This window comes from Nonomuraea terrae (assembly GCF_044465245.1).
GTDB classification, from domain to species: domain Bacteria; phylum Actinomycetota; class Actinomycetes; order Streptosporangiales; family Streptosporangiaceae; genus Nonomuraea; species Nonomuraea terrae.
The window spans coordinates 705,152-726,449 of the sequence record NZ_JBITLL010000008.1 but is presented as its reverse complement, the minus strand read 5'-3'; the positions used below and the strand labels follow the sequence as shown (position 1 = coordinate 726,449).

Below are 21,298 nucleotides of genomic sequence, written 5' to 3'. Positions count from 1 at the left end.
GGCAATGCCAAGAGGGCATGGGCTATTCGGGAGTGAGAAGGGTGTTGAGGAGGCGGATGGCGCCTCGTTTGTCGAGGGGTTCGTTGCCGTTGCCGCACTTCGGCGACTGGATGCAGGAGGGGCAGCCGCGTTCGCACTCGCAGGACGTGATCGCCTCGCGCGTGGCCGTCAGCCAGTCGGTCGCGCGGGCGTAGCCGCGTTCGGCGAAGCCGGCGCCGCCCTCGTGGCCGTCGTACACGAAGACTGTGAGCAGGCCCGTGTCGGCGTGCAGTTCCGTGGAGACGCCGCCGATGTCCCAGCGGTCGCAGGTGGCGAAGAGGGGGAGCAGACCGATGGAGGCGTGTTCGGCGGCGTGGGCGGCACCGCCGAGGTCGATGCCCGCCTCCGCGAGCGGGGCCACGGCCGTGGCGGGCAGTGTCCACCAGACGGCACGGGTGCGGAGGGTGCGGGGCGGCAGCTCCAGGGGTTCGTCGCCGAGCACCTCACCGGATTGGAGGCGCCTCTTGAGGTACGAGACAACCTGCCGCGTCACCTCGACCTCGCCGAAGTGCAGAGTGCCGGGGCCGAGGGGGTGAGAACGCTCGGTGGAGAGGATGGAGATGTCGGTGATGTCACGAGCAAACGTCGTGTAGTCCGGGTTCCCACTGGAGACGAGGGCCACGCCGGCGTCCAGGTCGAGCAGCTCCACCAGGAAGGTCTCGCCCTGGTGGAGGTAGACCGCGCCGGTGTGGACCGTGGAGTGGGCGGAGGGCTCGTCCACGCTGCCCAGGAGCCGGCCGGTGGACGACTCCACGACCTGGATCGGGGCGCCTCCGCCGCCGCGGATGTCGGCGAGGTCGGTGGCGCGCTCGCGCCTGGTCCAGAACCATCCCGCCTGGCGCCTCCTGAGCAGGTTGTCCTTGACGAGGTCGTCCAGGACGTCCGCGGTGGTGGGGCCGAAGACGGACAAGTCGTCCTCGGTCAGCGGGATCTCGGCCGCGGCGGCGCAGAGGTGAGGGCCCAGCACGTACGGGTTGTCCGGATCGAGGACGATCGCCTCGACAGGCTGCCCGAACAGGGCCTGGGGGTGGTGGACGAGGTAGGTGTCCAGCGGGTCGTCGCGTGCGATCAGTACGGCCAGCGCGTCCCGGCCGTCGCGGCCCGCCCGCCCGGCCTGCTGCCAGAAGGAGGCCCGGGTGCCGGGCCAGCCGGCGATGAGCACGGCGTCGAGGCCGGAGACGTCCACGCCGAGCTCGAGGGCGTTCGTGGTGGCCAGGCCCATGATGGTGCCCGCGCGGAGGGCCTTCTCGAGGAGCCGGCGGTCCTCGGCGAGGTAGCCGGCGCGGTAGGCGGCAATCTTGTCGGGGAGCTCGGCCAGGTCCGCCCGTTCGCCATCCGCGAGGTTCCAGCCGAAGGGGCTTGCTACGGAAGTGCCCTGTATCGCGGCGGACGAGCCCGGCCCCGCCGAGCCCTCGCCTCCGACGGGCTCGGACAGGGGAGCCGAGGCGGGGAGATCGGGAGAGCCGTCGGTGCTGGACGGCTCGGCATCGCCGGCGGGGGCACCGGGGGAAGCGCATGGATCTGCGGCGTCGTCCGGGGCTCGGTGGCGATCGGGTGAGCTGTCGCTGGTGGATGGCTGAGCGGGGTCCCGGCGGTGACTCCGGGCGTTGTCCGTACGAGACGGTTCCGTGGGGTTGGCGGCGGTTCGGTGGGGGGTGAGGGAGAAAGCGACGTTGGAGAGTTTGGCGCGGGCGGACAGGGCGACCGTTTCCGCTCCGCGGCGCGAACGGACGAAGGCGAGCGTGCGTACGTCGGACAAAACGAGGTCGGCCAGGAGGTCGGCGGCCTCGGCCGTCGCCGTACGGCGTACCGGTGCGCCTCCCTCGCCTCGGAGCTCCGTCAGAGGCGGCTCCCACAGCGCGATGGTCGTCGAGCCCTTGGGCGAGGCGTCCACCGTCACCTCGTCCATCTCAAGGCCCGTCAGCCTCTTCGCGAACGCCCCGGGCTCGCTGGCCGTGGCCGAGGCGAGCAGGAAGGTGGGCTGCGAGCCGTACCGGGCGCAGACGCGGCGCAGGCGGCGCAGGATCTGGGCGACGTGCGAGCCGAAGACGCCGCGGTAGCCGTGGCACTCGTCCACGACGATCAGGCGGAGGCGGCGGAAGAAGGACGACCACTGGGCGTGGCGGGGGAGGATGCCGCGGTGCAACATGTCCGGGTTCGTCAGGACGTAATTGGCGTGCTGGCGAACCCAGGTGCGTTCCTCGAACGGCGTGTCGCCGTCGAAGCAGGCCGCGCGCACCTGGGTGATGCGCAGTTCGCGCAGGGCGCGGAGCTGGTCGGCGGCCAGGGCTTTGGTAGGGGTTAGGTAAAGGATGGTGCCGCCGTCGAGGCAGGAGGCGACCGCGGGAGTCAGGTACGCCAGCGACTTCCCCGACGCCGTACCCGTGGAGATGATCACGTTTCGGCCACGGAATGCCAGGTCGGCGGCCTCGTGCTGGTGGGGCCAGAGCCCTGTGACGCCGTGGTTCGCCAAGCGCGTAATGAGCAGGTCCGGCGTCCATTCCGGCCAGCGCGCGTGCCCCGCCCGACGTGCTGGAACATGCTCCACATGGGTTACACGGTCGTGACGTGCGGGAACACCAAGCAGGTGGTGGAGGAGTGGACCTGCTTGTTGTGGGGAGGATGCGGAGGAAGTCACTGTTTCTAGTCTTGCATCGTTGGGCAAAGTCGCCGGGAATCGTGATTTCGTATAGACACAAGCCAGGCGCGTGGTTGAATGCCGCGCGTCAGGATCGGACAGTCTGGGGCCACGTTCCAGATTGCCAGTCCCAAAAGGGTAGTTTCGCAGGCGAGGCGCTGGAGGATCTGTGGATCTGAAGTTGGATCACCGCACCGAAGACCGACTCACCATCGTGGAGGTCGAGGGTGAGATCGATGTCTACACGGCGCCGAGATTGCGTGAGCTCCTCATCGACCTGGTCAACAAGGGCAACTTCCACCTTCTCGTCAACATGGAGAAGGTCGACTTCCTCGACTCCACGGGCCTCGGTGTCCTGGTCGGGGGGCTCAAGCGGGTCCGTGCCCACGACGGCTCGCTCGAGCTGGTCTGCACCCAGGAGCGGATTCTCAAGATCTTCCGGATCACCGGTCTGACGAAGGTCTTCGGGATCTACGCTTCGGTCGACGAGGCCAAGGAAGCTCACGGCAAAGACAAGTAGCATGGCTACCGTCGAGCTGACGTTCAGCGCCCTCCCCGCGCATGTGCGCACCGCCCGGCTGGTGGCGACGGCCATCGCTCGCCGCACCGGCGTGGAGGAATCCCTGCTGGACGAGGTCAGGCTCGCCGTGGGTGAGGCGTGTTCCCGGGCAGTCGAGGCGCATCGGGTCCACTGTCCGGGTGAGCCCATCCGCATCGAGCTGCGTGACGATTCCGGACGCTTCGAGGTCACGGTCAGCGACCAGGCCCCCAGCGAGGAAATCAAGCAGGAGCAGCCCCTCGACCTCGGCATGCTCTCTGACTCGTTCATGTCCAACTTCGGCATCGCGGTCATCGAAGGACTGGCCGACGACGTCGAGGTCTTCCCCAGCCCCAAGGGGACCAACATCCGCATGAGCTGGCCCGCCGCCGTGGCGGTGTGACCGCCGTGCCGGTGTGCCGGCCCAGGCCCGGTGCGGCCTCGGCCGGCTGACGGCTTCTCGCCGGGTCTCGACTGCCCCTCGGCTGGATGTGAGCGGGCAGACCCTCGTGGGGCCTCGGGTGGTGGTCGAGCGTGCCCGTGAGGATGCCTGGCGCCCGCCTCGCCGCTGGGCGCCCTCGCGGGTGCGCGGTGTCCCGCCGTACAGGGCGAAAACCCGCATCTTGTACGGCGGAGCCGACGGCACACCCCTCGCCGACCGTGGCTGAGCACCTCCAGGGAGACGCCCGCTGACCCGCACGGGGCGGGCCGCCGTCACGGCGCATGGTGGGCTCGGCCGCCGTGACATGCATCAGCCGGATGACGCACCGGCTTTTCGGGCACCTGAAACCCCGGGCGATTACGGACACCAGGAATCCACTGATGCGGCCTCCGGAAGGCCGCGTATGGTCCCAAGCGCTTCGACCGAGGGCGGCAGGCTCTCGCAGCCCGCTTGAGGGCATGGAGGAAACCATCCGAGGTGGTCTGGACCGGCCGCCTTGACACACCTTGTTGCCGGTCGGCACCAGCAGGCGGGGGCACACAGCCTGCCACGCTAGCCATCAACACTCGGCACGACCCGCGGGCCATCGAGCGGGAAAGCACCCTGCCCCGGCCGGCCCCTCGGCATGGCCTGCGTCCTGCGGTGCCTGGCATTGCCTGCGGCCTGTGGTGCCTGGCATTGCCTGCGGCCTGTGGTGCCTGGCATGGCCTGCGGCCTGCGGTGCCTGGCATTGCCTGCGGCCTGTGGTGCCTGGCATGGCCTGCGGCGTGCGGTGCCTGGCTGGCCCGCGGCTTGCGGCCCGGCATGGCCTGCGATGCCTGGCTGGCCTGCGGCCTGCGGTGCCCGCAGCCCTGGGGACGCGCTGGACGCAAATGCGCCGAACCTGTCCAGCGCAAGATGGCAAACACCATCCTTGGGCGCACCTGCCATGTCCAGACGGCCATGTCCAGACGGCCATGTCCAGACGGCCATGTCCAGACGGCCATGTCCAGACGGCCATGTCCAGACGGCCATGTCCAGACGGCGAAATCACCGGCCGTCGCTGTTCGTCATGCTCACTCTGCCCTTGTACGGACGACCTTGTCGGCCGACGTTTCTATGCCCGATCCATAACGATCACTACACCGTGCTCGCCGGCATCCGTTCCGGCTGGAAGGGCGCGCTGATCGGCAACGTGGGCGGGAGCCGCACCGCGAACACCGGCAGGGGAGGGTGAGGCGGTCCTCGCCTTTCGCCGTGTGGTTGTGCTGTTGGAGTGGGCTTGAGGTGCTTACATCGGGCCTGCTTACCTTCCTAGCCATGGATGTGGTGAAACCCGGGGCGGGCCCAGGGCGGGAAAACGGAGGCGGGCCTAGCGCGGTAAAGCCGAGGCGGTCTAGGGCGAGGCGGGGGCCCAGGGGTCGGAAAGCCGGGGCGGGCCCGGGGCGGGAAAGACGAGTCGGGTTCTGCGGGGGGCCGGGGGCCCGGGGTGGGAGGCCGGGGCGGCCGAGGGGGAGGCCGGGGCGGCCGAGGGGGAGGCCGGGGCGGCCGAGGGGGAGGCGGGGGGCCCAGGGGTTGCCGGGGCAGCCCGGGGTGGGAAAGGCGAAGCGGGTTCTGAGCGAGGCTGGGGCTCGGGCGGTGGGAAAGCCAGGGCGGTCAGAGCGGGGAAAGCGGGGGCGGTCCAGAGCAGGAAAGCGGGCGGTCCAGGGCAGGAAAGCCGGGGTGTGCCCGGGGTGGGAAAGGTGAGGTGGGTTCTAACTGCCGAGGCGGCCCAGGCGGAGGCCGGGGGCTCAGGGGTTGGAAAGCCGGGGCGGGCCTGGGGGTGGGAAAGGCGAAGCGGGTTCGGAGCGAGGCTGGGGGCTCGGGCGGTGGGAAAGCCAGGGCGGTCAGAGCGGGGAAAGCGGGCGGTCCAGAGCGGGGAAGAGGTGGCGGTTCAGAGCAGGAAAACGGGCGGTCCAGGGCAGGAAAGCCGGGGTGGGCCCGGGGTGGGAAAGGGGAGGTGGGTTCTGGGCGAGGTGGGGGGCCGGGGTGGGAAAGGTGAGGTGGGTTCTAAGCGCCGAGGCGGCCCAGGCGGAGGCCGGGGGCTCAGGGGTTGGAAAGCCGGGGTGGGCCTGGGGTGGGAAAGGTGAAGCGGGTTCTGAGCGAGGCTGGGGGCTCGGGCGGTGGGAAAGCCAGGGCGGTCCAGAGGGGGGAGAGCGGGCGGTCCAGGGCAGGAAAGCCGGGGTGGGCCCGGGGTGGGAAAGGTGAGGCGGGTTCTAAGCGCCGAGGCGGCCCAGGGGGAGGCCGGGGCCCAGGGGTTGGAAAGCCGCGGCGGGGCCGGGGTGGGAAAGGCGAGGCGGGTTCTGAGCGGGGCCGGGGGCCTGGGGTGGGAAGCCGAGGCGGTCCAGGGCGAGGACCGGGCGCAGGGGTTGGAAAGCCGGGGTGGGCCCGGGGTGGGGAAGGCGAGGCGGTTCTGAGCGAGGCTGGGGGCTCGGGCGGTGGGAAAGCCAGGGCGGTCAGAGCGGGGAAAGCGGGCGGTCCAGAGCGGGGAAGAGGTGGCGGTCCAGGGCAGGAAAGCCGGGGTGGGCCCGGGGTGGGAAAGGGGAGGTCGGTTCTGAGCGAGGTGGGGGGCCGGGGTGGGAAGCCGGGGGTGGGCCCGGGGTGGGAACGGCGGAGGCGCCTTCATGGGGAGTCAAGGTGCTTTCGTGAAGATGCAGAGAGTCCCCTCCTGAAGATGTAGAGGTCCTGAAGATGTCGACGGTGCTCGTGAGAAGTCGGGGGCGTTCTCGTGGGGAAGTCGAGGGTGGCCTCGCGGGCAAGTCGAGGGTGGCCTCGCGGTAAGTCATGGTCGCCTTCGGGGGCAGCCGGGGGAGTATTTGTGCGGGTCAATGGGGACCCCGGTCCGACCCCGGTCCGGGAGAAAGGGTGGATTTCTGCCGATTCATATTCCGCCCGTACACTTGCCATGCGCCAAGATCTGTCAGAGCTTCGGTCAAGCTACGGTTAGGGTCCTGAACAGCGCCTTCGTAGGCGCGGGGTGCCGTGGGCGCGAGTGCTCGCGTGGCGGCGCCGAGGCGTTCTCAGGATTCACTCGTGTCCATGTCGCCCTAATTTCGGTCTGGCCGAATTATCGCCTTGCAGTGACCCCAAACCTCCGGAAATTTCGCATGTCAGGTCCCAAACCCGGGCGCTGGCAGGGGATTGCTAGACACTCGCACAATTAGCGACGCTCAGAGCCTTCATATCGGTTGTGCGCCTGCGTAGACTCCGGGAACCGGCCAAGGTGATCCGGCGGAACGCGGATTCAACCGGAAGCGGCACCCACAACCCGGATGGTGCCGCAACACCCGCCGAGGTAGCCGGGAGGCACCGCCCGGGCAGGACGACCGGTCTTGCCGAGGAGAACGATGAGCAGGCACATGCTGGCAGCTGAGCCAGCGTCCAATCTGGTTCTGAGCGGAAACAATCTCACCATCGTGATCGTGGTCGCCGCGGTCGCACTGATCGCGCTAGCCGTCGCCGGCGGACTGGTGCGGGAGGTGCTGTCCGCCGGCCAGGGCACCGAACGCATGCAGAACATCGCGCGCGCCGTACAAGAAGGCGCCAGCGCCTACCTCGCGCGCCAGTTCCGCACGTTGGCGATCTTCGTCGTCGTGATTCCCTTCCTGTTGCTCCTCCTGCCGGGAGAAACAGACGTACGCATCGGGCGTTCCATCTTCTTCGTGGTCGGAGCGGTGTTCTCCGCGCTGACCGGGTTCCTGGGCATGTGGCTGGCCGTGCGCGGCAACGTGCGCGTGGCGGCCGCGGCCAAGGAGTCGGGCGAGAAGCGGGCCATGCGCATCGCGTTCCGCACCGGCGGCGTGGCGGGCATGGTCACGGTGGGCCTCGGCCTGCTCGGAGCGGCCGTCGTGGTGTTCGTCTACCAGGGTGACGCGCCCTACGTGCTCGAGGGGTTCGGGTTCGGGGCGGCGCTGCTGGCGATGTTCATGCGGGTCGGCGGCGGCATCTTCACCAAGGCGGCCGACGTGGGCGCCGACCTGGTGGGCAAGGTCGAGCAGGGCATCCCGGAGGACGACCCGCGCAACCCCGCCACCATTGCCGACAACGTGGGCGACAACGTCGGTGACTGCGCCGGCATGGCGGCCGACCTGTTCGAGTCGTACGCGGTCATGCTGGTCGCGAGCCTCATCCTGGGGCGGGCGGCGTTCGGCGAGGAGGGGTTGATCTTCCCCCTCATCGTCCCGATGATCGGTGTCCTCACCGCGATCATCGGCATCTTCGTCACCGGCATGCGCGACCGCGACCGCAGCGGCATGGCGGCGATCAACCGCAGCTTCTTCATCTCGGCCGCGATCTCGGCGGTGCTGGTGACCGCGGCCGCGTTCTGGTACCTGCCGGACAGCTTCGCCGGTCTGACGGGCGCCACCGTGCAGTCCGACGCCGACCCGCGGCTCATCGCCATCGTCGCGGTGCTGATCGGGCTCGTGCTGGCCAGCGCCATCCAGCTGCTCACCGGGTACTTCACGGAGACGACGCGGCGTCCGGTCCGGGAGATCGGCGAGAGCTCCGTCACCGGCCCCGCCACCGTCATCCTGTCCGGCATCAGCGTCGGCCTGGAGTCGGCGGTCTACTCGGCGCTCATCATCGGCGGCGCGGTCTACGGCGCGTTCCTGCTCGGCTTCGGGAACGTCACGATCGCCCTGTTCGCGGTCGCGCTCGCGGGCACCGGTCTGCTGACCACGGTCGGCGTCATCGTCTCCATGGACACCTTCGGCCCCGTCTCCGACAACGCCCAGGGCATCGCCGAGATGTCCGGCGACGTCGACGGCGAGGGCGCCCGCGTGCTGACCAGCCTCGACGCCGTCGGCAACACCACCAAGGCCATCACCAAGGGCATCGCCATCGCGACCGCCGTGCTGGCCGCGACGGCGCTGTTCGGAGCATTCCGTACGGCGGTCGAGGGCGAGCTGGCGGCGGCGACCACGTCCGTCAAGGAGGCGCTCGGCACGTTCTCCACCTTCAGCCTCAGCATCGACCAGCCGAACGTCCTGGTCGGTCTGATCATCGGCGCCGCGGTCGTGTTCCTGTTCTCGGGACTCGCGATCATGGCGGTCGGGCGGGCCGCGATGCGGGTGGTCTTCGAGGTACGCGAACAGTTCCGCAAGAACCCCGGCATCATGGACGGCACGCAGAAGCCGGAGTACGGCCGGGTCGTGGACATCTGCACCCGCGACTCGCTGCGCGAGCTGGCCACGCCCGGTCTGCTGGCGGTCATGACGCCGATCGCGGTCGGGTTCGCCCTGGGGTACGCCCCGCTGGGCGCCTTCCTGGCGGGCGCCATCGCCTGCGGGACCCTGATGGCCGTCTTCCTGGCCAACTCGGGCGGCGCGTGGGACAACGCCAAGAAGCTCGTCGAGGACGGTCACCACGGCGGCAAGGGCTCTCCGGCGCACGAGGCCACGATCATCGGCGACACGGTCGGCGACCCGTTCAAGGACACGGCCGGTCCGGCCATCAACCCGCTGATCAAGGTGATGAACCTGGTGGCGCTGCTGGTGGCGCCCGCGGTCGTGCTGTACGCGGGCAACCCGGTGCTGCGCATCGGCATCACCGTGGTGGCGGTGGGCGTGGTGGTCGCGGCCATCGTCGTGTCGAAGCGGCGTTCCGTGACCATCGCGCCGACCAGCAACAACGACCGCACCCACGAGCCCGTCGCCTCGTAGACGGCGACCCGAACCGGCGACGCCCGCTTTCCCGCCCGCAGCTGGGGAGGCGGGCGTTTCCATGTCCGAGGTGGCGGCGGCGTTCGGCGTGGGTGGCGTGGCGGAGGTAGGCGGCGAGTACCTGTCGGGCGCTTGACGGGTGCCGGGCCACCGCCGGCAGGTCACGGCGGAGAGCGCCGGGCCTGGCGGTGCCGGCTTGGGGATGAGGTCACTCCGGTTCGGCGGGCATCAGGCCGATGGCGGGGAGGATGGCCTGGTCGACGATGGCGGCCAGGTCGGTGTCGGTGGGTGGCTTGCCGGTGTCGAGGAGGCGTTTGGTGATGAGGGCTTCGCCGATGTCGGCCACCACCGGGGTGAGGAGTTCGGCGGGGAAGTGGCCCCTCTCGGCGTAGTGCCGCAGCACGGTGCTGGTGAACGTGCCGCCCCGGTTGGCGAAGACCTTCTCGAACAGGGCGTCGGAGACCTTGGCCGAGCCTTTGGGGTCGGTGAGGATGGCCGCGACCGCGAGGCCGGCCGGGCTGAGCGTCCACCTGACCATGAGCTGGAGTGCGCGGATCAGGTCGCCGCGCAGGTCGTCGGCCCCCGGCGTCGGCTCCTCGACCGGATGGGCGTGGTAGAGCGCGTCCACGAGCACCTCGATCGGGTCGGACCAGCGGCGGTAGAGCGTGGTGCGGGCGGTGGCCGCCCGCTTGGCGATGCCGTCCATGGTCAGCCGCCCGACGCCGACCTCCAGCACCTCCTGCAGCACCGCGGCGTGGATGGCGCTGATCAACTCCTCGCCGCGCCGCCGGGTGCGTCCGTCGCGTTCGCTCATCGTTGCCCCCTTGCTTAGCTACAGCGATGTAGCCTACCGTCGAAGAAGTAAGCTACAGTCGTGTATCTAATTGCTAGGGATACCCATGTCCATCACCGCGTCGGCCCCCACAGGCAGGGCCGTGCCGCTCGCTCAGCGGTCACCCGCTCCCGACCTCGCGCGTGGCTTCATGCTGCTGCTCATCGCGGTGGCACACGCGCACATGTACCTGTCCGGCCATGAGGTCGGCTTCCGCGGCTACACCCTCGACGGAGGGACCCTCGACCGGCTGGTGGCCGGGGTCCAGATCCTCCTGGTGGACGGGCGGGCGCTGCCCATGTTCGCCGCGCTGTTCGGTTACGGTCTCGTCCAGATCGCGAACCGGCAGGCCGCCGCCGGGCGGAGCTGGCCGGAGGTGCGGCGGGTGCTGCGCGCCCGGAGTCTGTGGCTGCTCGCGTTCGGGTTCTGCCACGCGCTCCTGCTGTTCTTCGGCGACATCCTGGGCGCGTACGGGCTCATCGGCCTGCTGCTCGTCGGCTTCGTCCGACGCAGCGACCGGGCGCTGTTCTGGGCCGCCGGGATCGGCGCCGTCCTGCACGTCGTCGTGCTCGCCGGGTTCGGGCTGCTGACTCTGAGCGCGCCGAAGGGTGACACCCCCGCGGCCATGGCCGACCCGATGGAAGCCCTCATGACGCGGGTGATCGGCTGGGCCGGGATGACGCCCACCTACTTCGCCGTCGGCGTCGTGTCGGCCTTCTTGCTCGGCATCTGGGCGGCCCGCCGCCGCCTGCTGGAGGAGCCGCGGGCGCACCGGGCGCTGCTCGCCCGCGTCGCCACGTTCGGCACGGCGATCGCGGTCGTCGGCGCGGTGCCGCTGACGCTGATCGACACACGGCTCTGGGGGCCGTCGGACGCGGTCAGCGTGTCGGTGTACGCGTTGCACAGCGTCACCGGCATCGCCGGCGGCCTCGCCTACGCCGCGCTGGTCGGGCTCTTCGTGGCGGGCAGGGAAGGACGGACGGGCCCGGTCGGCAGGGCGCTCGCCGCCTGCGGCCAGTGGTCGCTCACGTGCTACCTGCTCCAGTCCGTGGTCTTCGTCGCGCTCTTCACGCCGTACCTGGGCGGGCTCGGCACCCGCGTCGGCGACGCGGCCGCGTCCGGCGTCGCCGTGCTGACCTGGCTGGGCACCGTGCTGCTGGCCGCGTCACTGTCCCGTACGGGCAGGCGCGGACCGGCGGAGACGGCGCTGCGGAAGCTGACGTACCGCCGCGCCGGCTGAATCCGGCTTCCCCTGGGGGCCGGAGGGGCGGGGTGGGATGGGAAACTGGGCGCGTGGACGATGACAAGCGGCCCAGCGGCGGGAAGACCCTGGGCCTGATCCTGCTGGCGATGATCGCCATCCTGGCCGTGATCGTGGGCCTGTCCGTGTGGGCCACGAGGTGATCTCGTGCGGACCTTGATCGTGCTGCGACACGCCAAAGCCGCGCAGCCGGACGGACTGGCCGACCGCGAGCGACCGCTGACCGACCGGGGCGAGCGGGACGCCAGGCGAGCGGGCGAGGAGCTCAGGGCGGCCGGCCTCGGCCCCGACGTGGTGCTCTGCTCGCCGGCGCTCAGGACCCGCCGTACGGCCGAGCTGGCCTTCCCCGGCGCGGACATCAGCTACGAGCGTGACATCTACGAGGCGTACCCGGACGAGTTGCTGGAGCTCGTACGGCGATGCGACCCGGACGCGCGGACGGTCGTGCTGTGCGGGCACAACCCGGGCGTGCACGAGCTGGCCATGGGACTGGCGGGCGGCGACTACGTGTTCCGGCCGGGGGCGTTCGCGGTGATCCGGGTGGGGACGCCCTGGGAGGAGCTCACGCCGGGCGAAGGCCGCCTGGTGACCCACTGGGACCCGAAGGAGCGGTGAGTCACCGCGGCGTGAGGACGCCGTCCTCCGCGTCGGCGGCCTCGACCTCGTCGCGTGAGATGCCGAGCAGGTAGAGGATCGAGTCGAGGTACGGCGTGTTGACCGCCGTGTCGGCCGCCTGCCGCACCACCGGCTTGGCGTTGAACGCGATGCCCAGCCCCGCGGCGGCGATCATGTCGAGGTCGTTGGCCCCGTCGCCGATGGCGACCGTCTGCGAGATCGGCAGCCCGGCCTGGCGCGCGAACCTCTCCAGCGCCCGGGCCTTCCCCGGCCGGTCGACGATCTCGCCCACGACCCGCCCGGTCAGCCGGCCGTCGACCACTTCGAGGACGTTCGCCGCCGAGTAGTCGATGCCGAGCTCCTCGACCAGCCCGTCGGTGATCTGGGTGAACCCGCCGCTGACGATGGCGAAGCGGTAGTCGAGGCGCTTGAGCGTGCGCACGAGCGTACGGGCGCCGGGGGTGAGCACGACCTCTTTGCGCACCCGGTCGAAGACCTCGGCCGGCAGGCCCTCCAGCAGGGCCACCCGGCGCTTGAGCGACTCGGCGAAGTCGAGCTCGCCGCGCATGGCCTCCTCGGTGACCCGGGCGACCTCCTCCAGGCAGCCCGCGTGCGCCGCCAGCAGCTCGATGACCTCGCCCTGGATGAGGGTGGAGTCGACGTCCATGACGATGAGCCGCTTGGCCCGCCGCGACAGGCCGGTGCGCTGGACGGCGACGTCCACCTCCTGCGCGGCGGCCTCGGCGGCGAGCTCGACGCGCAGCGCGGCCGGGTCGGCGCCGGAGACCGACAGCTCGATGCAGGTGACCGGCCACTGGGCGAGGCGTTCGATGCGGTCGATGTTCGCGCCGGCGGCGGCGATGCGGCCGGCGATGCCCGCGATGGCGGCCGGCTGCAGGGTCGCGCCGAGCACGCTGACCGACAGGCGGCCGCGGCGGCGCTGCTCCCTGGCCTGCGAACCGGTGGACAGTTCGATCTCCATGCCGAGGTCCTCTGCCAGCCGCTCGACGGCGGTCCACAGGGCGCCGAGGGTGCTGCCGGTGCCGGTGGGGACGCCGCCCGCGTAGGAGACGAGGACGCCGAGCGTGAGCCGGCCTCGGATGACGACCTGTTCGATGTCCGCGACCGTCACCGGGAACTTCGACAGCACCGAGAAAAGTCGCGACGTGACGCCCGGACGGTCGGGGCCGGTCAGGGTGATCAGGAGGGTGCGCTGGTCCACATCCAGCCACGGTACTGCGCCTGGCGCGGTGCTCGCGCGGCAGGTTGCGCATTCGTGCGCCGGTGCGCGGATGGTGACGACGCTGGATGGAAAAATCTCAGTAAAGCTGGCTACTTCAGGATCAGGTGGGTGTCGCCGAACTCGTGCCACAGATACCCCATGCTCAGCGCCTCCTCGTAGGCGCGGGCCAGGGCCGCTTCGCCGGCGATCGCGGTGAGCATGAGCAGGTGGCTGGAGCGCGGCTCGTGCAGGCCCGTGATCAACCCCGTGACCGCCCGTACGCCGGTTTCCGGGGTGACGACGTGGCGGGTCCATCCGGCGGAGGGGGAGACGTGCCCGGGTGCGTCCGCGACCGTCTCCAGAGCCCGTACGACGGTCGTGCCCGCCGCCACCACCCGGTTGCCGCTCTCCAGGGCCAGGTTGACCAGGCGTGCGGTGGCGGCCGGCACGTCGTACCGCTCGTCGTAGGGCGGCTCGTCCTTCTCCGGCGACGCCACGCCCGTGTGCAGGGTGATCGGCGCGATGCCCACCCCGCGCGCCACCAGCGCCGTGACCAGTCCGGTGGTGAACGGCCGGGCCGCGCTCGGCATCTCGGCGCTGCCCGGCACGGTCGCGAACACGGTCTGGTACGCCTCGATCGGCCAGTCCCGCTCCACGTACGAGTAGCGGATCGGCACCCCGTGCACCCGCAGGTACGCCTGCACGTCCCGGTTCAGCGAAGCGCGCCACAACCGCGGCGTCTCGCGGTCGATCAGGCGCAGCGTGGCCCGTCCCGGCATCGGCAGCCACTCGCCAGGTTCGCCCCCGGCGTACGGCTCGGTGCCCTTCGTGGTGCGGCGGCGCAGCTCGACCAGCCAGGTGCCGTCCGGGCGGGAGGTGGAGAAGTGCACGGCCAGCCGGTCCAGCCGGACGGCCGCGGGCAGGGTCGCCGAGTTGTTCACCACGATGAGGTCGCCCGCGTCCAGCAGGTCGGGCAGGTCGCTGAAGAGGTGGTGGGACGGCGCCAGGTCGCCGCGCGAGACCAGCAGGCGCACCGCGTCCCTGGCCAGGCCCCTGGCCTCGGCGGGTTCGCGGGCCGACAGGCCGGGCGGCAGCGTGAAGTCCAGCGAGGCGGTCATTGCAGGCTCACCCTTCCGCCGGCGGGGCGGGAGGCGATCAGGTCGTACAACGCCGCGGCGACCTTGGCCGGGTCGGCGGCGGAGGCGGCCTCCTCGGCGCCCACGGCGGCGGCGAGCATCCGGGTGTTCATCTCGCCCGGATCGACCCACCAGACGCGCACGCCGGGCTCCTCGGCGGCCAGCACGTTCGACAGCTGCTCCAGCGCGGCCTTGGTGGCGCCGTAGCCGCCCCAGCCCTCGTACGCGCCGGTGGCGGCGTCCGAGGTGACGTTCACGATCGCGCCGCCCGAGGCGCGCAGAGCGGGCAGCGTGGCCTGGACGAGCGTGAGCGGCGCGGTCACGTTCGTCTCCAGCAGCGCCCTGAACGCCGCCGGCGGGTAGTCCGCGAGCGGCGGCAGCGGTGTCACGCCCAGGTCGGAGGCGTTGTTGACCAGCAGGTCCAGGGACGGCGCGGCCGCGGCCAGCCGCCGGACGTGCGCCGGGTCGGTCACGTCGCCCGGGATCGCGGTGGCGCCCAGCTCGGCGGCGGCCCGTTCCAGGTCGCCGGCCCCGCGGGCGGTGAGCACGAGGTTCCAGCCGGCGCCCGCCAGCGACCTCGCCAGGGCGAGGCCGAGTCCGCGGGAGGCGCCGGTGATGAGTGCGGTCTTCGTCATGGATCCGACGCTAGGCACGCGGCGGCCGGCGGACATCGGGCCGCGGACCGGCTCAGGGCTCGGCACATGGTCCTAGGACCCTAGAGTTGGTCGCGTGACCTCCGACCGCGACGAGATCCTCCAGGCGGTGAGCTCGGCGGTGCTCGCCGTCACCCGCCACCTGTCGGTCCGCGAGGTGCTGCAGGTGATCGTACGCTCGGCGCAGCGCCTGCTCGACGCCCGCTACGCCGCCCTCGGCGTGCCCGACGACGACGGGTCGTTCGGCGAGTTCGTCGCGGAGGGCCTCTCCGACAAGCAGTGGGATGCGATCGGGCCGCTGCCCCGCCAGCACGGCATGCTCGGCGCGATGCTGCGCGACGGCGATCCGGTCAGGCTGCCCGACCTGCGCGAGGACCCGCGCTTCGAGTGGTGGCCGAAGGCCCACCCGGTGATGAAGGACTTCCTCGGTGTGCCGATCCGCGACGGCGACCAGGTGCTCGGCATCATCTTCCTGGCCAACAAGCGCACGCCCGGCGGGTTCACCCAGGACGACCAGGAGCTGCTGACGCTCTTCGCCGCCCACGCCGCGATCGCGCTGGCCAACGCCAGGCTCTACGAGCGCGGGCGCGAGCTCGCCATGCTGGAGGAGCGCAACCGGATGGCCCAGGAGCTGCACGACGCGGTCACCCAGAAGCTGTTCTCGCTGCGGCTCAGCGCCCAGGCCGCCGGCGCGCTGCTCGGCAAGGCCCCCGACAAGGCCGCCGCCGAGCTGGAGCGCGTCCAGCGGCTGGCCGGGGAGGCCCTGTCGGAGCTGCGGGCGGTCATCGTCGAGCTGCGCCCGGCCGAGCTCGACCGCCACGGGCTCAACGAGACGCTGCGCAAGCACGTCCGCCTGCTCGACCGGCTGCATCCGTCGCTGGTCGCGTTCGAGTGCGGCGAGCTGCCGCCGCTCGACTCCGCGGTCGAGGTCGCGCTGCTGCGGGTGGCCCAGGAGGCGCTGCACAACGCGCTGCGCCACTCGGGGGCCACCGCCGTGTCGGTGTCCCTGGTGTACGAGGGCGGCAGGCTGGTGCTGACCGTGCGCGATGACGGCAGCGGGTTCGAGCAGGCGGGTTCGCGCGGTCTCGGCCTGGTGTCGATGCGCGACCGCGCCGAGTCGGTCGGCGGCGTGATGACGGTCGAGTCGGTCCTCGGCCGGGGGACCATCGTGCGCGTGGAGGTGAGCGTGTGATCCGGGTGCTGATCGCCGACGACCATCCGGTGGTGCGGCAGGGGTTGCGGACGTTCCTCGACCTGCAGGACGACATCACCGTGGTCGGGGAGGCCGCCGACGGCGAGCAGGCCGTCGCGCTGGTCGCCGAGCTGGCGCCCGACGTGCTGCTGCTCGACCTGAAGATGCCGGTGCTCGACGGGCTCGGGGCGCTGCGGCGGCTGTCGGAGGCCGAGACCAGGGTGGTCGTGCTCACCTCGGTGAGCGACCGGTCCGACGTGGGCCCGGCCATGCGGGCGGGCGCGGCCGGCTTCCTCTACAAGGACGTCGACCCCGGCGCGCTCGTCCAGGCCGTGCGGGCCGTCCACGGCGGGCAGGTGCTGCTCGCGCCCGAGGCGGCGGAGGCGATGCTGACCGTCTCCGGCGGAGTCGCCGCGCCGGGGCCGATGCCGCTGACCGAGCGCGAGCGGGAGGTGCTCGCCCTCATCGCGGCCGGCCGCTCCAACAGGGAGATCGCGCGCAGCCTCGCCGTGGCCGAGAAGACCGTCAAGACCCACGTCTCCAACGTGCTGATGAAGCTCGGCGTCCAGGACCGCACCCAGGCCGCGCTCTACGCCGTGCGCCACGGCCTGGCCTGACGGTCACATGTTCCTGACCGGCTCGAAGATCGCGTGGTGGGCGGCCACGAGGGCGCGGCGTACGGCGCGGTCGAGCTCGCGCAGCGCGGCCCCGCGTACGGCGGTCTGACCCGAGGTGAGGCCGCGCTCGTCGGCCAGGCTCAGCGCGGAGGCCAGCCGTGTGGCGAGAGTGGAGACGCGGTGGGCGCGGGCCGGGTAGCCGGGCGCCAGCTCACCGCCCCGGTCGAGCCGGTCGGGGCGGCCGGGCATGGGGCCGTCGACGGAGGTGAGGGCCTCGGTGGCCGAGCGCATCGCGTCCGACAGCTCCCGCTCGGCCTCCGCCAGCGACGGCAGATCATGACGTACGGGGCCGGAGCCGTGCACATCCAGGCGTACGCCGACATAGGACGATCCGCGCCGGTCGAGTGTCGGCACGAGGCCGAGGTTGCGGTCGTCGAGCACGGCGATCGCGGCCTGCCCGGCGTCGACGGCGGCCGCGTTGAACGGCGCGGGCCCCGACAGCCCGAGTGGGTCGCCCGGCGCGGGCAGGGCGAGCCGCAGCTCCCGCAGCCCGCCCACGCGCAGGTTCGCGAGGTACTGGCGCAGGGGGACGTCGCCCGCGACGACGGGGCCGCCGGCGGCTTCCACGTGGTCGGCCGCCTCGTCGAGGCTCGCGTGACCCGCGAGCCACGCGTTGCCCCAGGCGACCAGGGATGAGCAGACAGTCGATTCAGGGCGCACCGGTCCACGATAAGCGCTCGCCCTGCAATAGGTTTGTCCCGAGGGTGACTCCTAAGGAGGGATCGGGGATGGGTGGTCAGGTGCTGCGGCTCCAGGACGTCGCCGTCAGGCGAGACGGAGCGGCCCTGCTGCGCGGCATCGACTGGGAGGTCAACGAGGACGAGCGCTGGGTCGTCATCGGCGCCAACGGCGCGGGCAAGACCACGTTGCTGCAGGTCGCGTCCACGTTGCTCTATCCGAGCGAGGGCGTGGTCGAGGTGCTCGGCGAGCGGCTGGGCCAGGCCGACGTCTTCGAGCTGCGGCCGCGGATCGGGCTGGCGAGCGCGGCGCTGGCCGAGCGCATCCCGCCGGAGGAGAAGGTCATCGACCTCGTCCTGACCGCCTCGTACGGCGTCATGGGCCGCTGGACGGAGGAGTACGACTCCAACGACGTCACCAGGGCCGTCGAGCTGATCGACATGATGGGCGCGGCCCACCTCATCAGGCGCCGGTTCGGCACGCTGTCGGAGGGCGAGCGCAAGCGGGTGCAGATCGCCCGCGCCCTCATGCCCGACCCCGAGATCCTGCTGCTGGACGAGCCTGCCGCCGGGCTCGACCTGGGCGGCAGGGAAGACCTGGTGCGCCGCCTTTCGCTGCTGGCCGGCGACTACCGCTCGCCGACGCTGGTGCTCGTGACGCACCACGTGGAGGAGGTGCCGAGCGGGTTCACCCACGGGCTGCTGCTGCGGCACGGCTCGGTGGTGGCCCAGGGGCCGCTCGAGCACGTGATGACGGCCGACCACCTGACGCAGACGTTCGGCGTGCCGCTCACGCTCGACCGCGGCGGCGAGGGCCGCTGGTACGCACGCGCGCTGTAGATCCCCTGCTTATGCGTCCCGCCGAACCACCTCGGTGGAAAGGCCGCACCAAATAGGATCTACGGAATCGGTTCCCTCGGCTTCGGAGCGTGGCCATGTCCGTGGAGCAGCTCATCGTCGCCCTCGTCCTGGTCGCGGCGGTCGGCTTCGGCGTGGCGCGTACGGTCCGCGTCATCCCGCAGGCCACGGCCGCCGTCATCGAGCGGCTCGGCCGCTACCACCGCACGCTGGCGCCCGGGCTCAACCTGGTGGTGCCGTTCATCGACCGGGTCAAGGAGATGATCGACCTGCGCGAGCAGGTGGTGTCGTTCCCGCCGCAGCCGGTCATCACCTCCGACAACCTCGTGGTCTCCATCGACACGGTCGTCTACTTCCAGGTCACCAACCCCAAGGCGGCCACGTACGAGATCGCGAACTTCCTCGTCGGCGTCGAGCAGCTCACCATCACGACGCTGCGCAACGTGGTCGGCGGCATGGACCTCGAACACACGCTGACCTCGCGCGAGGACATCAACACCGCGCTGCGCGGCGTGCTCGACGAGGCGACCGGCAAGTGGGGCATCCGGGTCAACCGGGTCGAGCTCAAGGCCATCGACCCGCCCGCCTCCATCCAGGACTCGATGGAGAAGCAGATGCGCGCCGACCGCGACAAACGCGCGGCGGTGCTGGCCGCGGAGGGGCAGCGGCAGGCGGCGATCCTGGCGGCCGAGGGGGAGAAGCAGGCGTCGGTGCTGCGGGCGCGCGGCGAGGCGGAGGCGGCGGTGCTGCGCGCCCAGGCGGAGGCCGAGGCCCAGGCCATGCGGGCCAAGGGGCAGGCCGACGCGATCCACATGGTGTTCAAGGCCATCCACGAGGGCAAGCCCGACCAGCACCTGCTCGCCTACCAGTATCTGCAGACCCTGCCGGAGATCGCCAAGGGCGACGCCAATAAGATCTGGATCGTCCCATCGGAGATGGGCAAGGTCTTGGAAAATCTCGGCGGCCTCTTCACACCCCCCAAGGACACGTAAGGAGCCTCGTGACGGGGTGGGAACTGGCCGCGGTCTGCGCGGCCGGGGTGGTGGCCGGTGCCATCAACGCGGTGGTCGGGTCCGGCTCGCTGATCACGTTCCCCACTCTGGTGGCGCTGGGCGTCGACCCTGTCACGGCGAACGTCTCCAACTCCATCGGCCTCGTCCCGGGCAGCTTCACCGCCGCGTACGGCTACCGCGCCGAGCTCGCCGGCCAGCGCGCCCGGCTGCTGCGCCTGGGCATGGCCTCGGCGCTGGGCTCGCTGATCGGCGGCATCCTGCTGCTGCTTCTCGATCCCGGCGTCTTCGAGGTCGTGGTCGTGGTCCTGATCGCGCTGGCGTGCGTGCTGGTCATGGCGCAGCCGCGGCTCAACGTGTGGGTGGCCGCGCGGCGCCGCGACCCCCATCCTCACGGGGGCGCGGAGCTCTGGCTGGGCGTGCTGCTCGCCGGGGTCTACGGCGGCTACTTCGGCGCCGCCCAGGGCGTGTTGCTCATCGGCCTGCTCGGCGTCTTCCTCGACGACGGCCTGCACCGGGTGAACGCCGCCAAGAACGTCCTCGCGCTGCTGGTGAACGCCGTGGCGGCGGCGCTGTTCATCCTGGTCGCCGACGTGGACTGGCAGGCCGTGGCAGGGGTGGCGCTGGGGGCCGTGGCCGGCGGGTTCGTCGGAGCGCGGCTGGGCCGGCGCATCCCGGCCCGGATCCTCCGCGCCGTGATCGTCTTCGTGGGGATCGCGGCGATTATCGTACTGGTGTACGGATAGTAGTTTTTGGGTATGAACCTGGGCATGAAGGGTGACCGGGTGGAGATCGTCATCGACGCCGGCAACGGCACTCCCCGTACCTACGAGATCACGGCCACCCGCGCGGGCCGGCGGGTCGAGGTGGCCAACCGGCGAGGGCTCGTGGAGGTGAGCGAGGTCACCCGCAGCGGCACGCCGGTGCGTACGGCCAGGTTCATGTCCAGCCGCATCCTCGCCCTCGTGGAGCACCCCGCCGACGAGGTCAGCTGAAGTCGGCGGCGTGGTCCTCGGCCCACTGCCGGAACGACAGCGCGGGCCGCCCCAGCAGCCGCTGCACGGTGTCGGTCGCCCGCTCGGGGCTCGCCACGAAGCTCTCCCACGTCCGCAGCGCGCTGTCCACGAACGCCGGCTCGCCCCAGGCCGCCATGAGCCGCTCGCGGGCCTCCCGCGGTGGCTGCTCCTCCCAGCGCACCTCGCGCCCGACCACCTCGCCGATCACGCGTACCTGGTCGGCCTGGGTGAGCTCGTCGGGGCCGGTGAGCGGGTAGGCGGCGCCGTTGTGGCCGGCCGAGGTGAGCGCGTGCACGGCCACCGCCGCGATGTCCTTCTCGTGGATCAGCGCCCTCGACGCCTTCCCGTACGGCCACCGGACGACGCCCTGCCTGATCTGCTCGGCCCACATCAGCGTGTTCACCGCGAAGCCGCCGGGACGCAGGAACGTCCAGCTCACCCCGGAATTCCTGATGAGCTGCTCGATCTCCCCGTAGTGCGAGGAGGAGTCCGCGCCCAGCGCCGACAGGTAGACCACCCGCCGCGCGCGCCCGGCGATCCTCGCCACCACCTCGGCGGCGTCGCCGGTGGTGAAGCCGGGCCAGAGCAGGAAGACGCTGTCCACGTCGTCCAGCGCGGGCTCCAGACTCCGCGGGTCGGTCAGGTCACCGCGTACGGTCTCCACGGGCAGCCCGGCCCGCTCGGGGTCGCGGGCCAGCGCCCGCACCTCCAGCCCGGCCTCGGAGAGCCGGGACACCACATGCCTGCCCACATTGCCGGTCGCGCCGGTCACGAGAATCGCACTCATGGGCCCGACCGTAGAACCTCAATC

The 21,298-nt window shown here is 71.4% G+C and carries 18 protein-coding genes; 11 read left to right on the top strand and 7 right to left on the bottom strand.

The genetic code is table 11. The annotated features are described in order from the left end of the window. Window positions 1-22 precede the first annotated feature (22 nt). Window positions 23-2,437: a DEAD/DEAH box helicase gene (locus ACIBP6_RS41885; RefSeq protein ID WP_397060142.1), complete on the bottom strand. Its 2,415-nt coding sequence runs from the start codon at window positions 2,435-2,437 to the stop codon at window positions 23-25. 409 nt (window positions 2,438-2,846) lie between these two features. Between ACIBP6_RS41885 and ACIBP6_RS41880 the strand changes: the two genes are divergently transcribed. The 3 genes from ACIBP6_RS41880 (at window position 2,847) to ACIBP6_RS41870 (ending at window position 9,338) form a co-directional block, all read left to right on the top strand. Further along, a complete protein-coding gene (locus ACIBP6_RS41880; RefSeq protein WP_043629845.1) occupies window positions 2,847-3,197 on the top strand; it encodes an STAS domain-containing protein in 351 nt (116 codons plus the stop codon). 1 nt (window position 3,198) lies between these two features. After that, entirely contained in the window at window positions 3,199-3,618 is a 420-nt protein-coding gene (locus ACIBP6_RS41875; protein ID WP_132623740.1) for an ATP-binding protein, read from the top strand. A 3,404-nt stretch (window positions 3,619-7,022) separates the two neighbouring features. Continuing rightward, window positions 7,023-9,338 carry a sodium-translocating pyrophosphatase gene (locus ACIBP6_RS41870; protein ID WP_397060140.1) on the top strand — a complete coding sequence of 772 codons (2,316 nt, stop codon included), beginning with the start codon at window positions 7,023-7,025 and terminating at the stop codon, window positions 9,336-9,338. Between the two features lie 208 nt (window positions 9,339-9,546). Here ACIBP6_RS41870 and ACIBP6_RS41865 read toward each other — a convergent pair whose 3' ends face one another. Continuing rightward, entirely contained in the window at window positions 9,547-10,152 is a 606-nt protein-coding gene (locus tag ACIBP6_RS41865; RefSeq protein ID WP_397060138.1) for a TetR/AcrR family transcriptional regulator, read from the bottom strand. A gap of 85 nt (window positions 10,153-10,237) precedes the next feature. Here ACIBP6_RS41865 and ACIBP6_RS41860 point away from each other — a divergent pair, with 85 nt between their 5' ends. Next, window positions 10,238-11,410: a DUF418 domain-containing protein gene (locus ACIBP6_RS41860; protein ID WP_397060136.1), complete on the top strand. Its 1,173-nt coding sequence runs from the start codon at window positions 10,238-10,240 to the stop codon at window positions 11,408-11,410. A gap of 168 nt (window positions 11,411-11,578) precedes the next feature. Continuing rightward, a complete protein-coding gene (locus ACIBP6_RS41855) occupies window positions 11,579-12,046 on the top strand; it encodes a SixA phosphatase family protein (RefSeq protein ID WP_397060134.1) in 468 nt (155 codons plus the stop codon). Window position 12,047: 1 nt separating this feature from the next. Here the strand turns inward: ACIBP6_RS41855 and serB are convergent, their stop codons facing one another. The 3 genes from serB to ACIBP6_RS41840 form a co-directional block, all read right to left on the bottom strand. Then, the gene (gene serB / locus ACIBP6_RS41850; RefSeq protein WP_397060132.1) at window positions 12,048-13,268 is read right to left on the bottom strand and encodes a phosphoserine phosphatase SerB; all 1,221 of its coding nucleotides are present in this window, start codon (window positions 13,266-13,268) and stop codon (window positions 12,048-12,050) included. 110 nt (window positions 13,269-13,378) lie between these two features. Beyond that, window positions 13,379-14,386 carry an S-adenosylmethionine:tRNA ribosyltransferase-isomerase gene (locus ACIBP6_RS41845; protein WP_397060131.1) on the bottom strand — a complete coding sequence of 336 codons (1,008 nt, stop codon included), beginning with the start codon at window positions 14,384-14,386 and terminating at the stop codon, window positions 13,379-13,381. Further along, window positions 14,383-15,039 (bottom strand): SDR family oxidoreductase, encoded by a 657-nt coding sequence (locus ACIBP6_RS41840; RefSeq protein ID WP_397060129.1) that lies wholly within the window; start codon window positions 15,037-15,039, stop codon window positions 14,383-14,385. The genes ACIBP6_RS41845 and ACIBP6_RS41840 overlap by 4 nt, the downstream gene beginning before the upstream one ends. Window positions 15,040-15,133: 94 nt before the next feature. Between ACIBP6_RS41840 and ACIBP6_RS41835 the strand changes: the two genes are divergently transcribed. Together ACIBP6_RS41835 and ACIBP6_RS41830 are read left to right on the top strand one after the other, a co-directional pair. Continuing rightward, on the top strand, window positions 15,134-16,249 hold the full coding sequence (locus tag ACIBP6_RS41835; protein ID WP_397060127.1) for a GAF domain-containing sensor histidine kinase: 1,116 nt from the start codon (window positions 15,134-15,136) through the stop codon (window positions 16,247-16,249). After that, window positions 16,246-16,866, top strand: coding sequence for a response regulator (locus ACIBP6_RS41830; protein ID WP_132608740.1), 621 nt, complete (start codon window positions 16,246-16,248; stop codon window positions 16,864-16,866). The genes ACIBP6_RS41835 and ACIBP6_RS41830 overlap by 4 nt, the downstream gene beginning before the upstream one ends. Before the next feature lie 3 nt (window positions 16,867-16,869). On the opposite strand, the gene ACIBP6_RS41825 is transcribed toward ACIBP6_RS41830, so the two are convergent. Then, entirely contained in the window at window positions 16,870-17,586 is a 717-nt protein-coding gene (locus ACIBP6_RS41825; RefSeq protein WP_397060125.1) for a hypothetical protein, read from the bottom strand. Window positions 17,587-17,654: 68 nt separating this feature from the next. Between ACIBP6_RS41825 and ACIBP6_RS41820 the strand changes: the two genes are divergently transcribed. From ACIBP6_RS41820 to ACIBP6_RS41805, 4 genes are all read left to right on the top strand, one after another. After that, complete coding sequence (locus ACIBP6_RS41820; RefSeq protein WP_132608741.1) at window positions 17,655-18,443, top strand: ABC transporter ATP-binding protein; 789 nt, start codon at window positions 17,655-17,657, stop codon at window positions 18,441-18,443. A gap of 95 nt (window positions 18,444-18,538) precedes the next feature. Next, a complete protein-coding gene (locus ACIBP6_RS41815) occupies window positions 18,539-19,453 on the top strand; it encodes an SPFH domain-containing protein (RefSeq protein ID WP_223189502.1) in 915 nt (304 codons plus the stop codon). 8 nt (window positions 19,454-19,461) lie between these two features. After that, the gene (locus ACIBP6_RS41810) at window positions 19,462-20,217 is read left to right on the top strand and encodes a sulfite exporter TauE/SafE family protein (RefSeq protein WP_397060123.1); all 756 of its coding nucleotides are present in this window, start codon (window positions 19,462-19,464) and stop codon (window positions 20,215-20,217) included. 12 nt (window positions 20,218-20,229) lie between these two features. Beyond that, the gene (locus ACIBP6_RS41805) at window positions 20,230-20,466 is read left to right on the top strand and encodes a hypothetical protein (RefSeq protein ID WP_246074378.1); all 237 of its coding nucleotides are present in this window, start codon (window positions 20,230-20,232) and stop codon (window positions 20,464-20,466) included. Here the strand turns inward: ACIBP6_RS41805 and ACIBP6_RS41800 are convergent. Continuing rightward, the gene (locus tag ACIBP6_RS41800) at window positions 20,459-21,274 is read right to left on the bottom strand and encodes an SDR family oxidoreductase (protein WP_397060121.1); all 816 of its coding nucleotides are present in this window, start codon (window positions 21,272-21,274) and stop codon (window positions 20,459-20,461) included. The two genes, ACIBP6_RS41805 and ACIBP6_RS41800, sit on opposite strands and share 8 nt — an antisense overlap. Window positions 21,275-21,298: the final 24 nt, after the last annotated feature.